This is a genomic window from Alphaproteobacteria bacterium (genome assembly GCA_041396705.1).
In the GTDB taxonomy this organism is placed as follows: Bacteria; Pseudomonadota; Alphaproteobacteria; order CALKHQ01; family CALKHQ01; genus CALKHQ01.
The window spans coordinates 58,153-77,722 of sequence record JAWKYB010000008.1 but is presented as its reverse complement, the minus strand read 5'-3'; the positions used below and the strand labels follow the sequence as shown (position 1 = coordinate 77,722).

General features: G+C 70.2%; 19 protein-coding genes. 14 read left to right on the top strand and 5 right to left on the bottom strand.

The genetic code is table 11. The features are described from left to right. Window positions 1-34: 34 nt before the first annotated feature. The 6 genes from R3F55_12825 to R3F55_12800 are packed head-to-tail and all read left to right on the top strand — an operon-like array spanning window position 35 to window position 6,766. Window positions 35-901: a xanthine dehydrogenase family protein subunit M gene (locus R3F55_12825; GenBank protein ID MEZ5668296.1), complete on the top strand. Its 867-nt coding sequence runs from the start codon at window positions 35-37 to the stop codon at window positions 899-901. 10 nt (window positions 902-911) lie between these two features. Then, window positions 912-1,403 (top strand): (2Fe-2S)-binding protein, encoded by a 492-nt coding sequence (locus R3F55_12820; GenBank protein MEZ5668295.1) that lies wholly within the window; start codon window positions 912-914, stop codon window positions 1,401-1,403. Beyond that, on the top strand, window positions 1,400-3,820 hold the full coding sequence (locus R3F55_12815) for an aerobic carbon-monoxide dehydrogenase large subunit (GenBank protein MEZ5668294.1): 2,421 nt from the start codon (window positions 1,400-1,402) through the stop codon (window positions 3,818-3,820). The genes R3F55_12820 and R3F55_12815 overlap by 4 nt, the downstream gene beginning before the upstream one ends. Before the next feature lie 47 nt (window positions 3,821-3,867). Beyond that, complete coding sequence (locus tag R3F55_12810) at window positions 3,868-4,764, top strand: MoxR family ATPase (GenBank protein MEZ5668293.1); 897 nt, start codon at window positions 3,868-3,870, stop codon at window positions 4,762-4,764. After that, entirely contained in the window at window positions 4,761-5,948 is a 1,188-nt protein-coding gene (locus R3F55_12805) for a VWA domain-containing protein (protein MEZ5668292.1), read from the top strand. The genes R3F55_12810 and R3F55_12805 overlap by 4 nt, the downstream gene beginning before the upstream one ends. Further along, a complete protein-coding gene (locus R3F55_12800; GenBank protein ID MEZ5668291.1) occupies window positions 5,945-6,766 on the top strand; it encodes an XdhC family protein in 822 nt (273 codons plus the stop codon). Before R3F55_12805 ends, R3F55_12800 begins: the two co-directional genes overlap by 4 nt. Here the strand turns inward: R3F55_12800 and R3F55_12795 are convergent. Beyond that, the gene (locus R3F55_12795) at window positions 6,749-7,831 is read right to left on the bottom strand and encodes a LacI family DNA-binding transcriptional regulator (protein MEZ5668290.1); all 1,083 of its coding nucleotides are present in this window, start codon (window positions 7,829-7,831) and stop codon (window positions 6,749-6,751) included. The two genes, R3F55_12800 and R3F55_12795, sit on opposite strands and share 18 nt — an antisense overlap. Before the next feature lie 212 nt (window positions 7,832-8,043). Between R3F55_12795 and R3F55_12790 the strand changes: the two genes are divergently transcribed. The 7 genes from R3F55_12790 (at window position 8,044) to R3F55_12760 (ending at window position 15,092) form a co-directional block, all read left to right on the top strand. Then, window positions 8,044-9,294: an ABC transporter substrate-binding protein gene (locus R3F55_12790; protein ID MEZ5668289.1), complete on the top strand. Its 1,251-nt coding sequence runs from the start codon at window positions 8,044-8,046 to the stop codon at window positions 9,292-9,294. Between the two features lie 124 nt (window positions 9,295-9,418). Then, entirely contained in the window at window positions 9,419-10,318 is a 900-nt protein-coding gene (locus R3F55_12785) for a sugar ABC transporter permease (protein ID MEZ5668288.1), read from the top strand. Beyond that, a complete protein-coding gene (locus R3F55_12780; GenBank protein MEZ5668287.1) occupies window positions 10,315-11,232 on the top strand; it encodes a carbohydrate ABC transporter permease in 918 nt (305 codons plus the stop codon). The genes R3F55_12785 and R3F55_12780 overlap by 4 nt, the downstream gene beginning before the upstream one ends. A 3-nt stretch (window positions 11,233-11,235) precedes the next feature. Beyond that, window positions 11,236-12,315 carry a sn-glycerol-3-phosphate ABC transporter ATP-binding protein UgpC gene (gene ugpC / locus R3F55_12775; protein ID MEZ5668286.1) on the top strand — a complete coding sequence of 360 codons (1,080 nt, stop codon included), beginning with the start codon at window positions 11,236-11,238 and terminating at the stop codon, window positions 12,313-12,315. 15 nt (window positions 12,316-12,330) lie between these two features. Continuing rightward, window positions 12,331-13,086, top strand: a complete 756-nt coding sequence (locus R3F55_12770; protein MEZ5668285.1) for a sugar phosphate isomerase/epimerase — start codon at window positions 12,331-12,333, stop codon at window positions 13,084-13,086. A gap of 105 nt (window positions 13,087-13,191) precedes the next feature. Then, window positions 13,192-13,947, top strand: a complete 756-nt coding sequence (locus R3F55_12765) for a sugar phosphate isomerase/epimerase (GenBank protein ID MEZ5668284.1) — start codon at window positions 13,192-13,194, stop codon at window positions 13,945-13,947. 8 nt (window positions 13,948-13,955) lie between these two features. Continuing rightward, entirely contained in the window at window positions 13,956-15,092 is a 1,137-nt protein-coding gene (locus tag R3F55_12760) for a Gfo/Idh/MocA family oxidoreductase (GenBank protein ID MEZ5668283.1), read from the top strand. A gap of 196 nt (window positions 15,093-15,288) precedes the next feature. Here R3F55_12760 and R3F55_12755 read toward each other — a convergent pair whose 3' ends face one another. Beyond that, window positions 15,289-15,822 carry a hypothetical protein gene (locus R3F55_12755; protein ID MEZ5668282.1) on the bottom strand — a complete coding sequence of 178 codons (534 nt, stop codon included), beginning with the start codon at window positions 15,820-15,822 and terminating at the stop codon, window positions 15,289-15,291. A gap of 308 nt (window positions 15,823-16,130) precedes the next feature. Here R3F55_12755 and R3F55_12750 point away from each other — a divergent pair, with 308 nt between their 5' ends. Then, window positions 16,131-17,336 carry a hypothetical protein gene (locus R3F55_12750; protein MEZ5668281.1) on the top strand — a complete coding sequence of 402 codons (1,206 nt, stop codon included), beginning with the start codon at window positions 16,131-16,133 and terminating at the stop codon, window positions 17,334-17,336. Window positions 17,337-17,360: 24 nt separating this feature from the next. Here R3F55_12750 and R3F55_12745 read toward each other — a convergent pair whose 3' ends face one another. The 3 genes from R3F55_12745 to R3F55_12735 form a co-directional block, all read right to left on the bottom strand. Beyond that, window positions 17,361-17,717: an RT0821/Lpp0805 family surface protein gene (locus tag R3F55_12745; GenBank protein ID MEZ5668280.1), complete on the bottom strand. Its 357-nt coding sequence runs from the start codon at window positions 17,715-17,717 to the stop codon at window positions 17,361-17,363. Window positions 17,718-17,790: 73 nt separating this feature from the next. Next, the gene (locus R3F55_12740) at window positions 17,791-18,807 is read right to left on the bottom strand and encodes a hypothetical protein (protein ID MEZ5668279.1); all 1,017 of its coding nucleotides are present in this window, start codon (window positions 18,805-18,807) and stop codon (window positions 17,791-17,793) included. A 106-nt stretch (window positions 18,808-18,913) separates the two neighbouring features. Further along, the gene (locus tag R3F55_12735) at window positions 18,914-19,564 is read right to left on the bottom strand and encodes a ThuA domain-containing protein (GenBank protein ID MEZ5668278.1); all 651 of its coding nucleotides are present in this window, start codon (window positions 19,562-19,564) and stop codon (window positions 18,914-18,916) included. Between the last annotated feature and the right edge of the window lie 6 nt (window positions 19,565-19,570).

Below are 19,570 nucleotides of genomic sequence, written 5' to 3'. Positions count from 1 at the left end.
GCGCGCGGCCCAGGCACAGGGAGGAAGCGAAGACATGATCCCCGGATCATTCGACTATCATCGTCCGCAATCCGTCGCCGACGCGGTGAAGCTGCTCGCCGATTTCGGCGAGGAGGCCCGCGTGGTCGCCGGCGGGCACAGCCTGATCCCGATGATGAAGCTGAGGATGGCGGTGCCGGAGCACCTGGTCGACCTGCAGGACATCGCCGACCTGCGCGGCATCCGGGTCGAAGGCGGCACCGTCACCATCGGCGCCATGACCACGCAGGCGCAGGTCATCGCCTCCGACGCCCTGGCCGCGGCCTGCCCGATCCTGCGCGAGACGGCGCTGCAGATCGCCGACCCGCAGATCCGCAACGTCGGCACCATCGGCGGCAACGTCGCCAACGGCGACCCCGGCAACGACATGCCGGCGCTGATGCTGGTGCTGAACGCCACGCTGGTCGTGCAGGGCGCTGGCGGCAGCCGCGAGATCGCCGCGCGCGCGTTCTACCAGGGCGCGTTCGCCACCGCCCTGGACGAGGGCGAGATCCTGACCGCGATCCGCTTCGCCGCGCCGCCGGCCGGCCATGGCCATGCCTACGAGAAGCAGAAGCGCAAGGTCGGCGACTATGCCACCGCGGCCGCAGGCGTGATCCTGACCGTGGAGGGCGGACGCTGCACATACGCCGCGATCGGGCTGACCAACGTCGCCGACACGCCGCTGTACGCGGACGCTGCCGTGCAGGCGCTGGTCGGGTCCGACCTGGGCGAGGCGGCAGTCGGCGCGGCCGCCGCGGCGGCGGAAGCGATCGCGCGTCCCACCGCCGACGGGCGCGGGCCGGCCGAATACCGCAAGAAGCTGACCGGCGTGATGGTCCGCCGCGCCGTGGCGCGGGCCCGTTCGCTGGCCGGCCGCTAGGGAGGGCACGATGGGCAAGATGCACGTCAAGATGACGGTCAACGGCAAGGCGGTGGAGGCGCTGGCCGAGCCGCGCACTCTGCTGATCCACTTCCTGCGCGAGGACCAGGCGCTGACCGGGCCGCACATCGGCTGCGACACCGGCCATTGCGGCGCCTGCACGGTCGACCTCGACGGCCGGTCGGTGAAGTCCTGCATGGTGTTCGTCGCCCAGGCCAACGGCGGCAAGGTCACCACCATCGAAGGCATCGCCAATCCGGACGGCACGCTGCATGCGATCCAGGAGGCGTTCCGCGAGCACCACGGCCTGCAGTGCGGCTATTGCACGCCGGGGATGATCACCCGCGCTTATCGGCTGCTGCAGGAGAACAGCAACCCGACCGAGCAGGAGATCCGCTACGGCATCTCCGGCAACCTGTGCCGCTGCACCGGCTATCAGAACATCGTCAAGGCGATCCGCGCCGCGGCCGAATCGCTCAGCGTGAAGGAGGCCGCGGAATGAACGCGCCGACCGCACCCTCGGCCGAACGGCTGGAGAAGCTCCAGGGCCTCGGCTGCAAGCGCAAGCGGGTCGAAGACGCCCGTTTCACCCAGGGCAAGGGCAACTACGTCGACGACATCAAGCTGCCGGGCATGCTGTTCGGCGACTTCGTCCGCTCGCCCTACGGACACGCCCGCATCAAGTCGATCGACGCCTCGGCCGCGCTCGCCGTGCCGGGCGTCAAGGCGGTGCTGACCGCCGCCGACCTGAAGCCGCTGAACCTGCACTACATGCCGACCCTGGCCGGCGACGTGCAGGCGGTGCTGGCCGACGAGAAGGTGCTGTTCCAGTACCAGGAGGTCGCCTTCGTCATCGCCGAGAACCGCTATGCCGCCGCCGACGCGGTCGAGCTGGTCGAGGTCGAGTACGAGGAGCTGCCTGCCCTGGTCGACGCCAAGAGGGCGATGGCCCCGGATGCGCCGCTGCTGCGCGAGGACATCAAGGACAAGTCGGAGGGTGCCCACGGCCCGCGCCGGCACCACAACCACATCTTCACCTGGGAGGTCGGCGACGCCGACGCCACCTCCGCCGCGCTGGCCGCCGCCGAGGTGGTGGCCGAGGAGGACATGACCTACCAGCGCGTCCACCCCTGCCCGCTGGAAACCTGCGGCTGCGTCGCCTCGATGGACAAGGTCAACGGCAAGCTGACCGTCTGGGGCACCTTCCAGGCGCCGCACGCGGTGCGCACGGTGGCCTCGCTGATCTCCAACATCCCGGAGCACGCCATCCGCATCATCTCGCCGGACATCGGCGGCGGCTTCGGCAACAAGGTCGGCGTCTATCCCGGCTACATCTGCGCCATCGTCGCCTCGATCGTCACCGGCGTGCCGGTGAAGTGGATCGAGGACCGGATGGAAAACCTGGCCGCGACCGCCTTCGCCCGCGACTATCACATGCGGGGCCGCATCGCGGCCACCCGCGACGGGCGCATCACCGGACTGGAATGCAAGGTGATCGCCGACCACGGCGCGTTCGACGCCTGCGCCGATCCGACCAAGTTCCCGGCCGGCTTCTTCAACATCTGCACCGGCTCCTACGACATCCCGACCGCCCATGTGACGGTCGACGGCGTCTACACCAACAAGGCGCCCGGCGGCGTCGCCTATCGCTGCTCGTTCCGCGTGACCGAGGCGTCCTACTTCATCGAGCGGATGATCGACGTGCTCGCCCGCAAGCTGCAGATCGATCCGGCCGAGCTGCGCATGAAGAACTTCATCCGCAAGGAGCAATTCCCCTACACCTCGGCGCTGGGCTGGGAATACGACAGCGGCGACTATCACACCGCGCTGCAGAAGGCGCTGGACACGGTCGACTACGCGGCGCTGCGCGCCGAGCAGGCGGCCAACCGGGCGGCATTCGCGCGCGGCGAGACCCGCAGCCTGATGGGCGTGGGCGTCGCCTTCTTCACCGAGATCGTCGGTGCCGGCCCGGTGAAGAATTGCGACATCCTCGGGCTGGGCATGTTCGACAGCTGCGAGATCCGCATCCATCCCACCGGCAGCGCCATCGCCCGGCTCGGCACCATCAGCCAGGGCCAGGGTCACGCCACCACCTTCGCCCAGATCCTGGCGTCGGAGATCGGCATCCCGGCCGACAAGATCACGGTGGAGGAGGGCGACACCGACACCGCGCCCTATGGCCTCGGCACCTACGGCTCGCGCTCGACCCCGGTGGCCGGCGCCGCCACCGCGATGGCCGGCCGAAAGATCCGGGCCAAGGCGCAGATGATCGCGGCCTACCTGCTGGAGGTGCACGAGGACGACCTGGAATGGGACGTCGACCGGTTCCAGATCAAGGGCAACCCGGAGAAGGCGAAGACGATGGCCGAGATTGCCTTCGCCGCCTACAACCAGGCGATCCCGGGGCTGGAGCCGGGGCTGGAGGCGGTCAGCTACTACGACCCGCCGAACATGACCTATCCGTTCGGCGCCTATGTCTGCGTGGTCGACGTCGACGTCGACACCGGCGTCACCGCGGTCCGCCGCTTCTATGCCCTCGACGACTGCGGCACCCGCATCAACCCGATGGTGATCGAGGGCCAGGTCCATGGCGGCCTGACCGAGGCGCTGGCCATCGCCATGGGCCAGGAGATCGCCTATGACGAGATCGGCAACATCAAGGGCGGCAGCCTGATGGACTTCTTCCTGCCGACCGCGGTGGAGACGCCGACGTGGGAGACCGACTGGACCGTCACCCCGTCGCCGCACCATCCGATCGGCGCCAAGGGCGTCGGCGAATCGCCCAATGTCGGCGGCGTCTCGGCCTTCTCCAATGCGGTCTGCGACGCCTTCGCCCACCTCGGCCTGACCCATACCCAGATGCCGCACGACCACTGGCGGGTGTGGATGACCGCCGACAGGCTGGGGCTGCACGGCTGAGCCGGCGGGGCCGGGTTCGCCCGGCCCCGGCAGCGCGGGGGCGCCGAATGGACCACGCGACCGACCCGACGGATCCCGGCGCGCTGCAGGCCCGGCTGGAGGCGGCCGGCTATGTCCCGGACCAGACCATCGCCACCGCGCTGCGGCTGGCGCTGACGCTGAAGCGGCCGCTGTTGCTGGAGGGCGAGGCCGGCGTCGGCAAGACCGCGGTGGCGCAGGCGCTGGCGACGGCGCTGGCGGCCCGCCTGATCCGGCTGCAATGCTACGAGGGCTTGGATGCGAGCGCCGCCATCTACGAGTGGAACTACCAGCGCCAGCTGCTGGCCATCAAGGCCAGCGAGCGCGCGGGCCTGAGCGCCGACGAGGTCGAGGACCACATCTTTTCCGGCAAATACCTGCTGCGCCGGCCGCTGCTGGAGGCGATCAGCCAGCCGGAGCCGCCGGTGCTGCTGATCGACGAGATCGACCGCGCCGACCTGGAGTTCGAGGCCTATCTGCTGGAGGTACTGGCCGACTACCAGGTCACGGTGCCGGAGCTGGGCACCATCGCCGCCACCTCGATCCCGTGCGTGATCCTGACATCCAACGGCACCCGGGCGCTGTCCGACGCGCTGCGCCGGCGCTGCCTGTATTGCTGGATCGATTTCCCGGATCCGCAGCGGGAGCTGGCGATCATCCGTCACCGGCTGCCGGACGTCGAGCCCGCGCTGGCCGGGCAGGTCGCCCGCTTCGTCGCCGCCCTGCGCCGGGAGGACCTGGACAAGGTGCCGGGCATCGCGGAGACGCTGGACTGGGCGGCGGCGCTGATGGCGCTCGACACCCGCAACCTGGAAGGCAATCCGGCCGCGATCCATGCCAGCCTGATCTGCCTGTTGAAGACCGAGCGCGACCTCAAGTCGGTGACGTCCGAGGTGGTCGGCCGGCTGGTCGGGCAGGCGGCATGACCGCGACCGGCGCGGCGGTCGCCGGGCCGGCCGCCGTCGGGCGCCGGGCGGTCGGCTTCGTCGACCATCTCCGCGCCAACGACTTCGCGGTCGGGATCGGCGAATCCGCGGCGGCCCTGTCGCTGCTGAACGCGATGGGCCCGGTGCCGGTCGCCGCCATGCGGCAGGGCCTGAAGACGCTGCTGACCGGCTCGCACGACGAGTGGCAGCGCTTCGACGACCTGTTCGAGGCCTATTGGTTCGGCCATGGCCGTGTGCGCACCGTGACGCGCACCGCCGGGCTGGCGGGCGGCGGCAGCGGCCGGCCGGCGATCTGGGACGGCCACCTGCCCGATGGCGCCGCCGCGCGGCCGGGCGGTGCGCAGGGGGCGGTGGCGGACGACGATGCCGGCGAGGCGGCCGGCCGCGGCCGGCTGGTCGCATCCCAACAGAAGCTCAGCGGCAGTGCCGACCTGCGCCAAATGACCGACCCGGCGGAGCTGGCGGCGGCCGAGGCGGTGGCCCGGCGGCTGGCCCAGGCGATGCGCTATCGGCTGTCGCGCCGCCATCGCGCGCGCGCCGGCGCGCCGCGGCTCGACCTGCGCCGCACGATCCGCCGCAACATCGGCCACGGCGGCGAGCCGCTGACGCTGGTCGGCCGCGAGCGGCCGGACCGGCCGGTTCGCCTGGTCGTCTTCGTCGACGTGTCCGGCTCGATGCACGCCTATGCGCGCGTGTTCCTGCAGTTCGTCCGCGGTCTGGTCGGCATCTGGGCCGAGGCCGACGCCTATCTCGTCCACACCCGCCTGGTCCGGGTCACCGACGCGCTGCGCGACGGCGACCCGATGCGGGCGATGGCGCGGCTGGCGCTGATGGCCGAGGGGTTCGGCGGCGGCACCCGGCTGGCCGCCGGCCTCGCCGCCTTCAACCGCAGCTACGCCCGCCGCGCGGTCAACGGCCGCACCGTCGCGGTGATCCTCAGCGACGGCTACGACACCGACCCGCCCGATCGGCTCGCCGCGGAACTGGCCACGCTGAAACAGCGGGTGCGTCGGCTGGTCTGGCTCAACCCGCTGCTGGGTTGGCGCGACTATGCGCCGGTCACCCGGGCGATGGCGGCCGCACTGCCGTTCATCGACCACTTCGCCGCCGCCCATTCGCTCGACGCGCTTGCCGCGCTTGAGGGGGAGCTGGCCCGGCTGTGAGCGCGAGCCTGGCCGAGGTCCTGGCCCGGATCGACGCGCTGCGCGCCGCGGGCGACGACTTCTGCGTCGTCACCGTGGTCCGCACCGCGCTCGCCACTTCGGCCAAGGCCGGGGCGAAGGCAGTGGTCACGGCGGACGGCACCGTGCACGGCTTCGTCGGCGGCGGCTGCGTGACCGGCGCGGTCCGCCGGGTTGCCCTGGAAGCCATCGGCGGCGGCGAGCCCAGGCTGATCCGCGTCAAGCCGAAGGACGAGGTCGCCGCGGCGGTCGACACCGACGGGGTCGAGCTGCACCGGTCGAGCTGCCCCAGCGGCGGCACGGTCGACCTGTTTCTCGAGCCGATGAGCCAGCCGCCGCGGATCGCGGTCTGCGGCGCGTCGCCGGTGGCGCTGGCGCTGTGCCGGCTGGCCCGCGCAATGGGCAACCAGGTGATCGCCGCGACGCTCGCCGAGGATCGCGCCAAGGTGGCCGATGCCGACCGCTGGGTGGAGGGCGTCGCGCTCGACGGCCTGCGGCCGCGCGACGCCGCGGTCGTTGTCACCCAGGGCAAGCGCGACCGCGAGGCGCTGCTCGCCGCCCTCGGCTCGGCGGCCGGTTATGTCGGCATGGTCGGAAGCCGCACCAAGATCGGCAAGCTGCGTGCGCAGATCGCCGACGCGGTGCCGGCGGAGCGGCTGGCGGCGCTGCGGGGGCCGGCCGGCATCGCCATCGGCGCGATCGATCCGGAGGAGATCGCGCTCGCCATCCTGGCCGAGATCATCGCCGTGCGCCGCGCCGACGTGCGCGCGGCGGCCGGCGCTTCATCGGCGGTCGGCTGAACCGGCCGCGGCCGGCGCCGGGCCGGTGCTGTCGCGCACGATCAGCTTGGCCTTCAGGTCGGTCCGCATCGGCGGCTGCCAGGCCGGCTGGTCCAGCATACGCAGCAGCACCATGGCCCCGGCCCGGCCCAGTTCGTGCCGCGGCTGGTGCACCGTGGTCAGCGTCGGCTCGCAATAGTCGGCATACTCGATGCCGTCGAAGCCGACCACCGAAACGTCCTCGGGCACCCGCACGCCGGCCGAGCGCACCACCTTCAGGAACCCGATCGCGATCTCGTCGCTGGCGGCGAAGACGCCGGTCGGCCGCTGCGCCGGCGCCATCGCCAGGAAGGCCGCGCCGGCGGCCGAACCGGCACGGAAGTCGAAACGCCCGCCCCAGCGCACGATGCTGTCCGGGTCGAGGCCGGTCGCCGCCGCGCCCTCGCGGTAGCCCTGCCAGCGCTGCGCGTCGACCCAGTTGCCGAGCGGCCCGGAGATGTAGCCGAGCCGGCGGTGGCCGAGGCCGGTCAGATGGCAGGCGATCTCCTCCGACGCCTCCCGGTTCTGCACGATGATCATCGGCACCTCGGTCTCGATCACGTTGGTGCCGACCGAAACGATGGGCACGCCCGCGTCCTGCAACTGGCGGTCGTCCTTCACCGGCATCCAGCCATTCATCAGCAGCACGCCGTCGACCTGGCCGGCGAAGGCGAGGTCGACGAAGTGGCGTTCCCTGGCGTGGGAGTTGTCGAGGTTGCCGATGATCAGGCCGTAGCCGTTCTCCGACAGCGCCGCGTCGATGCCGCGCAGCACCTCCGAGAAGAACGGATTGCCGACGTTGGGCACGATCACCATCGCCATCATCGCCTTGCGTGCGCGCAGCGACCGCGCGGCGCGATTGGGCGTGTAGCCGGTGGCGGCGACGGCCTGCAGCACCTGCTCGCGCGTTTCGGCCCGCACCCGGTCCGGGGTCATCAGCGCGCGGCTGACCGTGGCCGTCGACACGCCGGCGCGGTCGGCGACGTCCTGTATGGTCACGCTGCTGCGCGGCACCTGACGGCGCTTGCCGGCGGCCCTTCCGCTCATCTGGTCCGATCCGATCCTTTCCTGCTGCGGCGCCCCGCCGTCGCGGCAGAGGGCGCATCCAGGGTGCTGCGGGTGCTGTTGACAGGCGGTGGCAATCCTATACAGTATTGGTAATCGATTACAAACACCCGGCTGCCGGGCCAGATCCGGTTGGCGAACGGGGAACGATCGTCGTGTGCCCGAACCTGGGCGCTCATATGGGAGGACGAAGCATGAAACGACCCGGAATCTCGACCTTGCTGCAGACCACCGCCCTGGCGGCGCTGGTCAGCGTGCCGGCGACGGCGGCGGAAGTCGAGGTGATGCACTGGTGGACGTCCGGCGGCGAGCAGGCCGCGGTGTCCGTCTTCGCCAACGAGACCAACAACAACGGCCAGGACACCTGGGTCGACACGGCGATCGCCGGCGGCCCGAACGCCCGTGCCGCCGTCATGCAGCGCACGCTGGGCGGCGATCCGCCGGACGCGGCGCAGTTCAACCCCGGCCGCCAGTACGAGGAACTGATCGAGGCGGGCCTGCTGCTGGACCTGACCGAGCTGGCCGAGGCCGAAGGGTGGGCCGACGTGGTCAACCCGCCGCGCATCCTCGAACCCTGCATCAAGGACGGCCACGTCTGGTGCGTGCCGGTGAACGTGCACAGCTGGCAGTGGGGCTGGGCGTCGATCCCGGTGTGGGAGCAGTCTGGCGTCGCGATGCCGACCAACCTGGACGAGTTCCTGGCCGCCGCACCGAAGATCCAGGAGGCGGGCTTCATTCCGTTCGCGATCGGCGGCGAGAACTGGCAGCACACCGGTGCGCTGAACGTCGTCATCCTGTCGACCATCGGCCGCGACGGCTATCTGCGGGTCTATCAGGACCGCGACCTGGACTATGCGCGCGGGCCGGAGGTGCGGCGCGCGCTCGAGATCTGGCGTGAGATGACGTCGTACATCGACGAGGGCTCGGGCAACCGCAACTGGAACGACACCACCAACCTGATCATCACCGACCGGGCCGCCCTGCAGATCATGGGCGACTGGGCGCGCGGCGAGTTCGCCATCGCCGGCGAGGTGCCGGGGACCGATTACGAGTGCCTGGCCGGCGGACCGTCGGAGCATCCCTATCTCGACACCGGCGGCGACATCTTCCTGTTCCCGAAGCAGGACGACCCCGAGGTCGAGGCGGCGCAGCTGCGCATGGCCTCGATGATGATCAGCCCGCGGGTGCAGGCGCTGTTCAACACCGCCAAGGGCTCGCTGCCGGTGCGCGCCGACGTCGACCTGTCGCTGGCCGACGCCTGCATGCAGAAGGGCCTGGAGATCCTGGCCGACCCGGAGAACGTGGTCCCGGCGATGAACAACTTCTTCACCGAGGACACCACCGGCGCGCTCAACGACCTGTGGACCGAGTTCTCGTTCAATCGCGAGCTCAGCATCGACGAGGCGCAGGAGCGCTTCGTCGAGATCATCGAGAACGCCGACTGAGGCGTCGCCGCTGACAACCGCGGCGGTCGGGGCCATGCGCCCCGCCGCCCGCGGTTGACCGCCGGCCGCGGCGCGGCCGGCGCAGCTTCGCGGACAACGCCCCATCGATTCGAGAGCGCGGGCCATGGCACAGCGCCGCAGGCGCCTTTCCGACCTGCACCCGATCATCGGCTCAAGCCCGATGATCGCGGTCGCGCTCGGCGTCTACGTCATCGGCATCGTCTATTCGGTGCTGCTGTCGTTCACCGACTCCAAGCTGTTCCCGCGCTTCAACTTCATCGGCATCGACCAGTATGACCGGCTGTGGAACACGTCGCGCTGGCTGGTCTCGGTGGAGAACATCTGGCTGTTCGGCGTGCTGGTCATCGTCTTCCAGATGACGCTCGGCTATCTGCTGGCGGTGTTCATCGACCAGCGGATCAAGCAGGAAGACACCTTCCGCACCATCTTCCTCTATCCGTTCTCGATGTCCCTGGTGGTGACCGGGCTGGTCTGGCAGTGGATGCTCGACCCCAATCTCGGCATCACCGCCACGGTTCAGCGGCTCGGCTGGGAGGACTTCAAGTTCGCGCCGCTGGTCAACCAGGACCAGGCGATCTACGGCCTCGTGCTGGGCAACGTCTGGAACGGCGTCGGCGTGACCATGGCAATCATGCTGGCCGGCCTGCGCGGGGTCGACGAGGAGATCTGGAAGGCGGCCCGGGTCGACGGCATCCCGACCTGGCGCACCTATCTGTTCATCGTGCTGCCGATGATCCGCGGCGCCGTGCTGACCGCGTTCATCCTGCAGTGCACACAGATCGTCCGGGTCTACGACCTGGTGGTGGCGATGACCCAGGGCGGGCCCGGCATCGCCTCGCAGATGCCCGCCGTGTTCGTGATCGAGCATATCCAGAATCGCCAGAACGTGGCGCTGGGCATGGCCGCGGCGACCATGATGCTGATCCCGATCGTGGTGCTGCTGTTCATCAAGGCGGCCAGCGACTACCGCGCCAAGCGCCGTGCCGGACTGTTGAGCCGATGACCGGCGAGGCGATGACCCGGTCGCCGGCGATGAGCGCGGCGGGTCCGCGCGGCGCCAAGCCGAAGCGGCTGACGCCGGCGCGTATCGGCGTCTACGCCTTCCTGCTCGTCTCGGCGCTGTTCTTCCTCGCCCCGCTCTGGGTGATGGTGGTGACGTCGATGAAGTCGATGCCGGAAATCCGGCTCGGCTACCTGTTCTCGTGGCCCAGCGACATCGACTTCGAGGCCTGGGTCAAGGCCTGGGGCACCGCCTGCACCGGCCTGGAGTGCAGCGGCATCAGCCCCGGCTTCTGGAACTCGATCAAGATCACCGTGCCCAGCGTGATCATCTCGGTCGCCGTCGCGGCGATGAACGGCTACGCGCTGTCGTTCTGGCGGTTCCGCGGCGCCAACCTGTTCTTCGGCCTGCTGATCTTCGGCGCCTTCGTGCCCTACCAGGCGGTGATCTATCCGCTGATCATCTTCCTGCGCGACGTCGGCCTGTTCGGCTCGCTGCCGGCGATCATCATCATTCACACCATCTTCGGCATGCCGATCCAGACGCTGCTGTTCCGCAACTTCTTCGCGTCGCTGCCGGAAGAGCTGTTCAAGGCCGCCCGCGTCGACGGCGCCGGTTTCTGGTCGGCCTTCTTCCGCATCATCATGCCGATGTCGGTGCCGATCACCATCGTCGCGGTCATCCTGCAGACCACCGGCATCTGGAACGACTTCCTGTTCGGCTCGGTGTTCGCCGGGCCGGAGAACCGGCCGATGACGGTCCTGCTCAACAACATCGTCAACTCCACCACCGGCATCCGCGAGTACAACGTCAACATGGCCGCCACCATCCTGACGGCGGCGGTGCCGCTCGCCGTCTATTTCTTCTCGGGTCGCTGGTTCGTGCGCGGCATCGCCGCCGGCGCGGTGAAGGGCTGAGCCATGGCAAGCGTATCCATCCGCGACCTGGGCGTGGCGTTCGGCCATGTCCGCGTGATGCAGAACCTGAACCTCGAGGTCGAGGAGGGCGAGTTCATCGTGCTGCTCGGCCCGTCCGGCTGCGGCAAGTCCACCCTGCTCAACTCGATCGCCGGCCTGCTCGACATCGCCGACGGCGAGGTCTGGATCGACGGCAAGAACGTCACCTGGGAGGAGCCGAAGAACCGGGGCATCGGCATGGTGTTCCAGTCCTACGCGCTCTACCCGCGCATGACGGTTGAAGGCAACATGTCGTTCGGCCTGAAGATGGCGAAGGTGCCGAAGGACGAGATCCGCCGCCGGATCGCGGCGACGGCCAGGCTGCTGCACATCGAAGAGCTGCTGCACCGCCGCCCGGTCCAGCTGTCGGGCGGCCAGCGCCAGCGCGTCGCCATCGGCCGCGCCCTGGTGCGCGACGTCCACGTCTTCCTGTTCGACGAGCCGCTGTCCAATCTCGACGCCGCGCTGCGCACCGAGCTGCGGGTGGAGTTGAAGCGCCTGCATCGCGAGCTCGGCAACTCGACGATGATCTATGTCACCCACGACCAGGTCGAGGCGCTGACGCTGGCCGACCGGATCGCGGTGATGCACGGCGGGATCATCCAGCAGCTCGACACGCCGCGGACCATCTATCACACGCCGTCCAACCGGTTCGTCGCCGGATTCGTCGGCTCGCCGAAGATGAACTTCTTCGAGGGCCGCATCGAGGTCGCCGACGGCCGGCCGGTGTTCGCGTCGCCTGCGCTGTCGCAGCCGCTGGACGGGTACGCCTTCGCCGCCGGCGTGCCGGCCGGAACCGAGATCGAGCTGGGCATCCGGCCGGAACATGTGCGCATCGTGCAGGAACCCGGCGCCCACGCCGTCACTGTCGACCTGGTCGAGCCGATGGGCGCCGAGACCGTGGTCTGGTGCGCGCTGGAGGGCCAGACCATGAGCCTGCGCCTGGAAGGCGAGACCGCGATCAAGCCGCAGGACGTCCTGCAGGTCGCCTTTCCGGCCGACCGCCTCAACCTGTTCGACAAGTCGTCGGGCAACCGTCTCTAGCCCCGGGAGATCCAAGTGTCCGTACTCGACCGCCTATCGGTCCAGCTCTATTCGGCCCGCGAGTTCCCGCCGCTCGAGGCCCAGCTCGACACGCTGGTCGCGCTCGGCTATCGCAAGGTGGAGCCCTATGGCGGCCTGCTCGACCAGGCCGAAACGGTCGCACCGGCGCTGAGGAGCCGCGGCCTAGCCGCACCCAGCAGCCACATCGGGCTGGCCAAGCTGCAGACCGATTTCGACGGCGCCGTCCGCGCCGCGCAGGCGATGGCGATTCCGCTGCTGATCGTGCCGGCGGTGCCGCACGACCAGCGCGAGAAGGACGCCGCCGGCTGGCTCGCGCTCGGTCGCGAGCTGGACGCGCAGCAGAAGAAGTTGCGCGCGGAGGGCATCCGTCTCGCCTGGCACAACCATGCGTTCGAGTTCAAGCGCACCGCCGACGGGCGCTATCCGATGGACCTGATCCTGGAGGGCGCGCCGGAGATCCAGTGGCAGGTCGACGTCGGCTGGCTCGATCGCGCCGGCGAGCCCGCGGCGGACTGGGTGGCGCGCTATCGCGACCGTATCGTCGCCTTCCACGTCAAGGACGTCGCCCCGGCGGGCGAGAATGCGGACGAGGACGGCTGGGCCGACATCGGCTTCGGCGTCCTCGACTGGGCGGCGCTGCTGCCGGTCATGGAGTCGGCGAGCCCGGAACTGCTGGTGCTGGAGCACGACAAGCCGAACGACTTCGCCCGCTTCGTGCGCCGTTCGATGGAGACGATCAAGCGCTGGTGACGCAAGGGGCCGGCCGCGCCGGCCCTGCGCGCGCCGCAAGACATGCGACAACTCGCCCATGACCGCTCGCTTGGCGGGCGCGCCGAAACGCCGGATACGGATGTAATGGATTACCTAGGCAAGCTCTCGTTCCAACTCTACTCCTCGCGGCAGTTCCCGCCGCTCGGTCGCCAGCTGGAGACGCTGGCGGCGATCGGCTACCGCCAGGTCGAGCCCTATGGCGGCCTGTTCGCCGACGCGCCGGCACTGGTCGCCGGTCTGCGCGCGGCGGGCCTGACCGCGCCGAGCAGCCATGTCGGCCTCGACATGGTGCGCGCGGAGCGCACACAGGTCGCCGAAGTGGCGGGCCAGATCGGCCTGCGCCACGTCATCGTGCCCTATCTGGCGCAGGACGAACGGCCGGCCGACAGTGCGGGCTGGGCCGCCCTGGCCGGCGAGCTGGAAAGCCTGGCCGCGGCCTATGCCGAGGACGGACTGACACTCGGCTGGCACAACCACGACTTCGAGTTCGCGACGCTGGCCGACGGCGGCGTGCCGATGGCGCTGCTGCTGGACAATGCGCCGAGCCTGGCCTGGGAGCCCGACCTGGCCTGGACGGTGCGCGGCGGCGCCGATCCGTTGGTCTGGCTCGACCGCTACCAGGGCCGCGTCGTCGCGTGCCACATCAAGGACATCGCGCCTGCCGGCGAGAATGCCGACGAGGACGGCTGGGCCGACGTCGGCCACGGCGTGCTCGACTGGGCTGCGCTGGCGCCGGCCTGCGTGGCCGCCGGGGCCGCGCTGCTGGTGGTCGAGCACGACGCGCCGAAGGATTTCGAACGCGCCGCCCGGCGATCCCGTGACACCGTTGCCAAGTGGTAGGTAGGACGATGAGCGAACCCCTCAAGGTCGGCATGATCGGCTGCGGCGTGATCTCCGGCATCTATGCCCACAACATCCCGCGCTTCCGCGACATCGCACTGGTCGCCTGCGCCGACCTGCGGCCGGAGGCGGCCGACGCGCTGGCGGCGAAGGCCGGCATCCGCGCGATGACGGTGGATGCGCTGCTGGCCGACCCCGACATCGATATCGTGCTGAACCTGACCGTGCCTGTGGTGCATGCCGAGGTCGCCCACGCCGCGCTCGACGCCGGCAAGCACGTCTATTCGGAGAAGCCGCTCGGCATCACCGTGACGGAGGGCGAGAAGCTGGTGGCGGCGGCCGAGGCGAAGGGCCTGAAGATCGGCGTGGCGCCGGACACCTTCCTCGGCGCAGCGCACCGCAACTGCCGCGAGCTGGTCGATTCCGGCGAGGTCGGGTCGATCATAGCCGGCACCTGCTTCATCCTGTCGTCCGGCATGGAGAGCTGGCACCCGAACCCGGCGTTCTTCTTCCAGCGCGGCGGCGGGCCGGTGCTCGACGTCGGCCCGTACTACATCACCGCACTGATCAACCTGCTGGGCCCGGTCACCGGGGTGGCGGCGATGGACGGCAAGGGCTTCGCCGAGCGTGTCGTCGGCGCCGACGGCCCGCACAAGGGCGAGCGGATCAAGGTCGAGGTGCCGACCACGGCGCTGGGCCTGATGCGCTTCGCCTGCGGCGCCCACATCTTTCTCGGCGCCAGCTGGGACGTGAAGGCGCACGGCCACCGGCCGATGGAGCTGTACGGTAGCAGGGCCAGCATCCGGCCGCCGGACCCGAATTTCTTCGGCGGCGACATCGAGGTCGCCAAGGCGAAGGACGAATGGACCGCGATCGACCCGTCGAGCCGGCCGTTCGGCGAGATGAACTGGCCGGTGGACGCGCCGAACCGGGCCAACCATCGCGGGCTGGGCCTTGCCGAGCTGGCCGCGGCGGTCAAGGCCGGGCGCCCGAACCGGGCCAGCGGGCGCCTCGGCCTGCACATGCTGCAGGTGGCCGAGGCGATCGGACAGTCGGCGGCGGAGGGCCGGTTCGTCGCCATCGACCCGGCGATCGACAGGCCCGAAGCGATGACCGATTCGGAGGCGAAGGCGCTGCTGCGCTGACGTCGTCCGAAGCGGCACCGGCCCCGCCCGGTGCGCCCGCCCCAGGTTCCTCCTCCCCAAGTAGCCCTTGGGCGGTGCAACCGGAGCGGGCCGGTGCCGCAGCTTCTCTACACCGGTGGCGCCTTCCACGCCTGCCATCGCGCAGCACGCGCCGCCGGGGAAGTGAGGTGGCCGTTGCACGGCAGGCGCCGTGCGATCAGATCCAGAGCTCGACGTTGGAGTCGAATCCGCCGTTGGCCACCTCGCGATCGGCGAGGAGGCTGATCCAGTCCTGCAGCAGGGCGCTGTTGCGGTCCGCCTCGCCGTTGGCTTCGATCGTGCCGGGGTCGACCTCGCCGTAGCCGCCGGAGTCCTTTTGTGTGCCATCGGCGACCGGCGCGTCCTTGATGTACCCCTGCTCCTTCAGCGCCTCGACGATGTCTTTCGGCTTGTTGTCCGGGTCCGGAGCGTCCTTGGGGTCGCCGTCCTGGAACACCTCCTCGCCGGCTGTCATGAACACGGTGCCAGTGCCCGTGCCGGAGCCGGTCGTCGCGCCGGCGCCGCCGAGCCGAGCGATGAGCGCCTCCGCCTCGCTCGCGTCGAGGCTGAGGATGTCGCCGATCAGGTCGTCCTTGGCGGTCGTGCCGGCGGCTCCGGGCAGATCGAGGATGTCGTCGCCAGCGGACTCGTCCGTCCGGCCGAGGGTTTGCGTCTCGCGGATCGCCGAGGTGTCAAATGCGATCTGGGCCATGACGTTTCTCCAATCCTTCTGCGTGAACAGTAATGGCCGATACGGCGCCGGCGCCGGGGCGGATGTCGGGCGGCGGTGACCGCGGTCACTCCCGGCGTTCTGCCGGCACGCGCGCGGCCGCCGACTGCCGGCGCAACACCGACGCATGCGACCGGCCGCATAGCGGCAGCGCGCCGAGGACGTCGGCGCCCTGGTCGACTGGCATATGGCGAAGAATTCATCCGGGCGGCCATGGCGCGGCCACAGTGCGCTGCCACGGTCGATGGGATCGATACATGCCGTTGCATCGACCCGGTGGAGGCCATGCGATGCCGTCAGTCCCAGCCGTCCGCTTCGCGATCCTGCTGCTGGCGTCTGCGCCGCTGGCGACCGGCGCCGGGGCGGCGACATTCCAGTATGACAACGTTGTCTACGACTGGCCGGACGAGGGCCGCCGCGTCGTACAGGACGGCTGGGTCAGGCTGACGCTGGATGGCGACGCTCCCTTCGCGATCCGCATCTTCCGCAGCGAGCAGCGGCCGCGCGACCCCGCGGCCTGGCTGGAGCGGCGCATGGATTTCGTGGTCGAGGACGACGAGACGGTCGACTTCCGGGTGCCGATGGACAGCCTCGACCTCGGCGCCATCCCGGTCACGGCCGGCGGCCAGTCCGTCGACGGCGACATGCAGCTGTTCATGGCGATGCAGGTCGGCGACCGGATCGAGCTGGTCATGCTGGACTACTGGGGCGACAACCCGGCCGACGCGGTGGCGGCGCTGGTCGAGCGCGAGGTGGTGCCGCTGATGCTGTCGATGCGCTTCGTCAGCGAGGGGGCGCCGCCGCTGCTGGAGCCGGCGTCGCCCGGGCCGCTCGACGGCGTCTTCTATGCCAACACCATGGGCTACGGGCTCAACGGCATCGAGCTGCAGCATCATTTCCTGATGCTGTCGGCGGACGGCTATTTCTTCGAGGACGTGCCCGCGGGCGCGGGCACCGCCGGGTTCGACTTCGGCGCGGCACTGTCCGGGCGACCGGACGACGCCGGCACCTACCGCGTCGCCGGCGACGCGATCCGGTTCGCCTATGCCGACGGCTCGGTCGCGACGATGGCTCTCTCGTCGGGCGACGGCGGCCTGTCCATCGGCGAGCGGGACTATCTCGCGCTTGATCCGGTGCCGGACGGCCTGGTGCTGGAGGGCAGCTACAGCCGCCAGAGCTTCGCCCAGTTCGGAGTCGGCAGCGGGGTCAGCGGCGGCGCCTATTCGGGCAGCTACTACAGCTTCGGCGCCGATGGACGCTTCACCGCGGACCGCTCGTCCGGGGCGTTCGGCAGCTTCGAGAACGCGGCCGGCGATTCGCAGGGCGGGTTCGCGGTCCGTCCGCAATCCGATTCCGCCGTCGGCACCTATGTCGTCGCCGGCGGCGCGCTGATCCTGACCGATACGCGCGGCCGCGTGACCGTCCACTCGCTGGCCGTCGTCGCCGACGGCATGATCGCCATCGACGGCGGCATCTACCTGCGCCCGGACGACTGAGACGTCTGGACGCGCGCGGGCGCCTCAGTCGTCGAAGAAGCGCCAGACGCCGTCGTCGTCGCGGCAGGCGTGGTTGTCATAGCTGGCGGTGCGGCCGCCGACGTTGAGGATTTCCAGGAAGTCTCGGCAGAAATAGCCGCGCTCGGTCTGGTAGGTACGCAACGGCTGGATCCGGCCGCTGTTGCCGGTGTCGAGGTTGGTCCAGGTGGCGACCGCACCGTCGGAGCCGGTCTCCAGCGCGATCTGCATGGTGTCCACCGCCATCTTCACGTCGGAATCGGCCATGTCGACATAGAGGTCGACCGGGAAGTTGGGGTCGTCGTCGGGGCCGAACGACAGGCAGCCGCCAAGGCAGGATATGGCCAGCAGCACCAGCGGCACCCTGCGACGGTCCGCGCGGCCGACGGTGCGCCGCATTGCCGGGGAGTTGCGCAACGGCTACGCCCCGCGCGGGTCAGCGGCTGGGGCCATCCTGCGTCTGGGCGTCGGGCGGCGCCACGCTGCGCGCCGCCGCGAGGTCGGCCCCGGTGACCCGCCCGTCCCCATCGACATCGAGGTTCCTGATCTCCCACCCGCCGGACGGCATCCCCGCCGGCGCCAGCAGCGACATCGCTGCGGCCAGCTGCGCCTCCAGCGCGGCGACCCGTTGCATGCGCCGCTCCTGCTCGAACTCGATGGCGGCCATCTGGTTCCGCACCGATTCGATTTCGGTCTCCAGTTCGGCGATGATGGTTGCGCTGTCGACCGTCTCCGGCAGGGTCGTGCGGGCCGCGCGCATCTCGGCCAGCACCGCCTCTGCGTCGCTCAGGTGATAGCGCAGCTCGCCCAGCATGTGGGCGCCTTCCGCCAGCGCCGCGCGATCGCTCTCCAGCGCTGCCAGGCTGTCGCCGAGCCCGTGCTCCTGCGGCGTGCCCCAGTTGGCCTGCTGGGCGCCGACCTGGGGCGCATAGCCCAGGGCGACCGCGATCGCGACGAAGGTGCGCAGGCGCTGGCCGTGGTCGAAGAAGTCGTCGTCGAGCCGCATCGCCGGTACCTGCCAGCCGTTGGCCAGCAACAGATTGGTCTCGGCCGGATCCAGGGTGGTGACCTCGCGGCCGACGCGGCGGTCGAAGCCGTCCTCGCCGGTACGGTCGAGCACCTCGCCGTAGCGCTCCAGCGCCGCCTCGCCGGCCGTCTGCGGTGCGGCCGCCGGCGCGCTTGCGCCGCCTCCGGCCTGTGCCTGTTCGCCGGACGGGTCGCCGACCGGGGCGCCGCTCGGCACCGGCGCGTCGTGCTGCGCGATCGCGGCACCGGCGTCGGTGGCAGGCGTCACCCCGACGGATGCCGGCCGCTCCTCGGCCAGGGCGGTCGAAACGATCGCCGCCGCGGCGAGAAGTCCACCGGCCGCGGCCAGGGTCGGCAGGCGCCGGCTGCGGCGTGCGGGGCCGCCGGCCGGCAGATGGGGCTGCATGGGGGCGAGTGGGGTCGTCACGCCATGTCTCCGCTTTGCAGGGTCGGTGCGCGCAGGCACTGCATCGGACGAGACTAGCCGATCTCCGGGCCCAAAGGAATCGCGGCGATACGGCGACGCGATTCCGCTATGCCGCCTCGCGCGCCGCCCACATCAGTCCGCGCTGCACGATGGTGCGCATCTGCGGCACCTTGAACTCGGCGGAGACGTGGCCGAGCGAGCTGTAGAACACCCGGCCTGCACCGTGCTTGCGCTTCCAGACCACCGGCATCACCACACCGTCGATCCACGGCGCGTGCGCGCCGTTGAACGTGGTGGTGGCCAGCACCCTGTTGCTGGGGTCGACGTGCATGTAATACTGCTCGGACCGGTAGTCGAAGTCGTCGAGGCCGGCGGTGACCGGGTCGTCGCGGTCGACGATGTTGACGCGATAGTCGATCACGTTGCCGGGGTGGGCAACCCACTGGCCGCCGCACATGAACTGGTATTCGACCGCCTCGCGGAAGGCGTCGCACATGCCGCCGTGATAGCCGCCGATGCCGACCCCGCCGCGCACCGCGGCGACCAGGTTGTCCAGCTCCTCCTTCTCGATCTTGCTCATCGTGATGATCGGCACGATCAGGTGCAGCTCGCGGATCGCCGGGTCGGCGAAGGCCTCCGTGGTGTTTTCGACGAACACGTTGAAGCCGGCGTCCTCCAGCATCTCGCGGACGATGCCGGCGCCCTGCTCGGGCTCGTGGCCGGACCAGCCGCCCCATACGATCAGTGCATCGCGCATTGCCAA

Bases quoted from the DNA above. Each gene is read 5' to 3' on its own strand.
- R3F55_12825 (MEZ5668296.1), top strand. From the start codon at position 35: ATGATCCCCGGATCATTCGACTATCATCGTCCGCAATCCGTCGCCGAC.
- R3F55_12820 (MEZ5668295.1), top strand. From the start codon at position 912: ATGGGCAAGATGCACGTCAAGATGACGGTCAACGGCAAGGCGGTGGAG.
- R3F55_12815 (MEZ5668294.1), top strand. From the start codon at position 1,400: ATGAACGCGCCGACCGCACCCTCGGCCGAACGGCTGGAGAAGCTCCAG.
- R3F55_12810 (MEZ5668293.1), top strand. From the start codon at position 3,868: ATGGACCACGCGACCGACCCGACGGATCCCGGCGCGCTGCAGGCCCGG.
- R3F55_12805 (MEZ5668292.1), top strand. From the start codon at position 4,761: ATGACCGCGACCGGCGCGGCGGTCGCCGGGCCGGCCGCCGTCGGGCGC.
- R3F55_12795 (MEZ5668290.1), bottom strand. From the start codon at position 7,831: ATGAGCGGAAGGGCCGCCGGCAAGCGCCGTCAGGTGCCGCGCAGCAGC.
- R3F55_12790 (MEZ5668289.1), top strand. From the start codon at position 8,044: ATGAAACGACCCGGAATCTCGACCTTGCTGCAGACCACCGCCCTGGCG.
- R3F55_12785 (MEZ5668288.1), top strand. From the start codon at position 9,419: ATGGCACAGCGCCGCAGGCGCCTTTCCGACCTGCACCCGATCATCGGC.
- R3F55_12780 (MEZ5668287.1), top strand. From the start codon at position 10,315: ATGACCGGCGAGGCGATGACCCGGTCGCCGGCGATGAGCGCGGCGGGT.
- ugpC (MEZ5668286.1), top strand. From the start codon at position 11,236: ATGGCAAGCGTATCCATCCGCGACCTGGGCGTGGCGTTCGGCCATGTC.
- R3F55_12765 (MEZ5668284.1), top strand. From the start codon at position 13,192: ATGGATTACCTAGGCAAGCTCTCGTTCCAACTCTACTCCTCGCGGCAG.
- R3F55_12760 (MEZ5668283.1), top strand. From the start codon at position 13,956: ATGAGCGAACCCCTCAAGGTCGGCATGATCGGCTGCGGCGTGATCTCC.
- R3F55_12755 (MEZ5668282.1), bottom strand. From the start codon at position 15,822: ATGGCCCAGATCGCATTTGACACCTCGGCGATCCGCGAGACGCAAACC.
- R3F55_12750 (MEZ5668281.1), top strand. From the start codon at position 16,131: ATGCCGTCAGTCCCAGCCGTCCGCTTCGCGATCCTGCTGCTGGCGTCT.
- R3F55_12735 (MEZ5668278.1), bottom strand. From the start codon at position 19,564: ATGCGCGATGCACTGATCGTATGGGGCGGCTGGTCCGGCCACGAGCCC.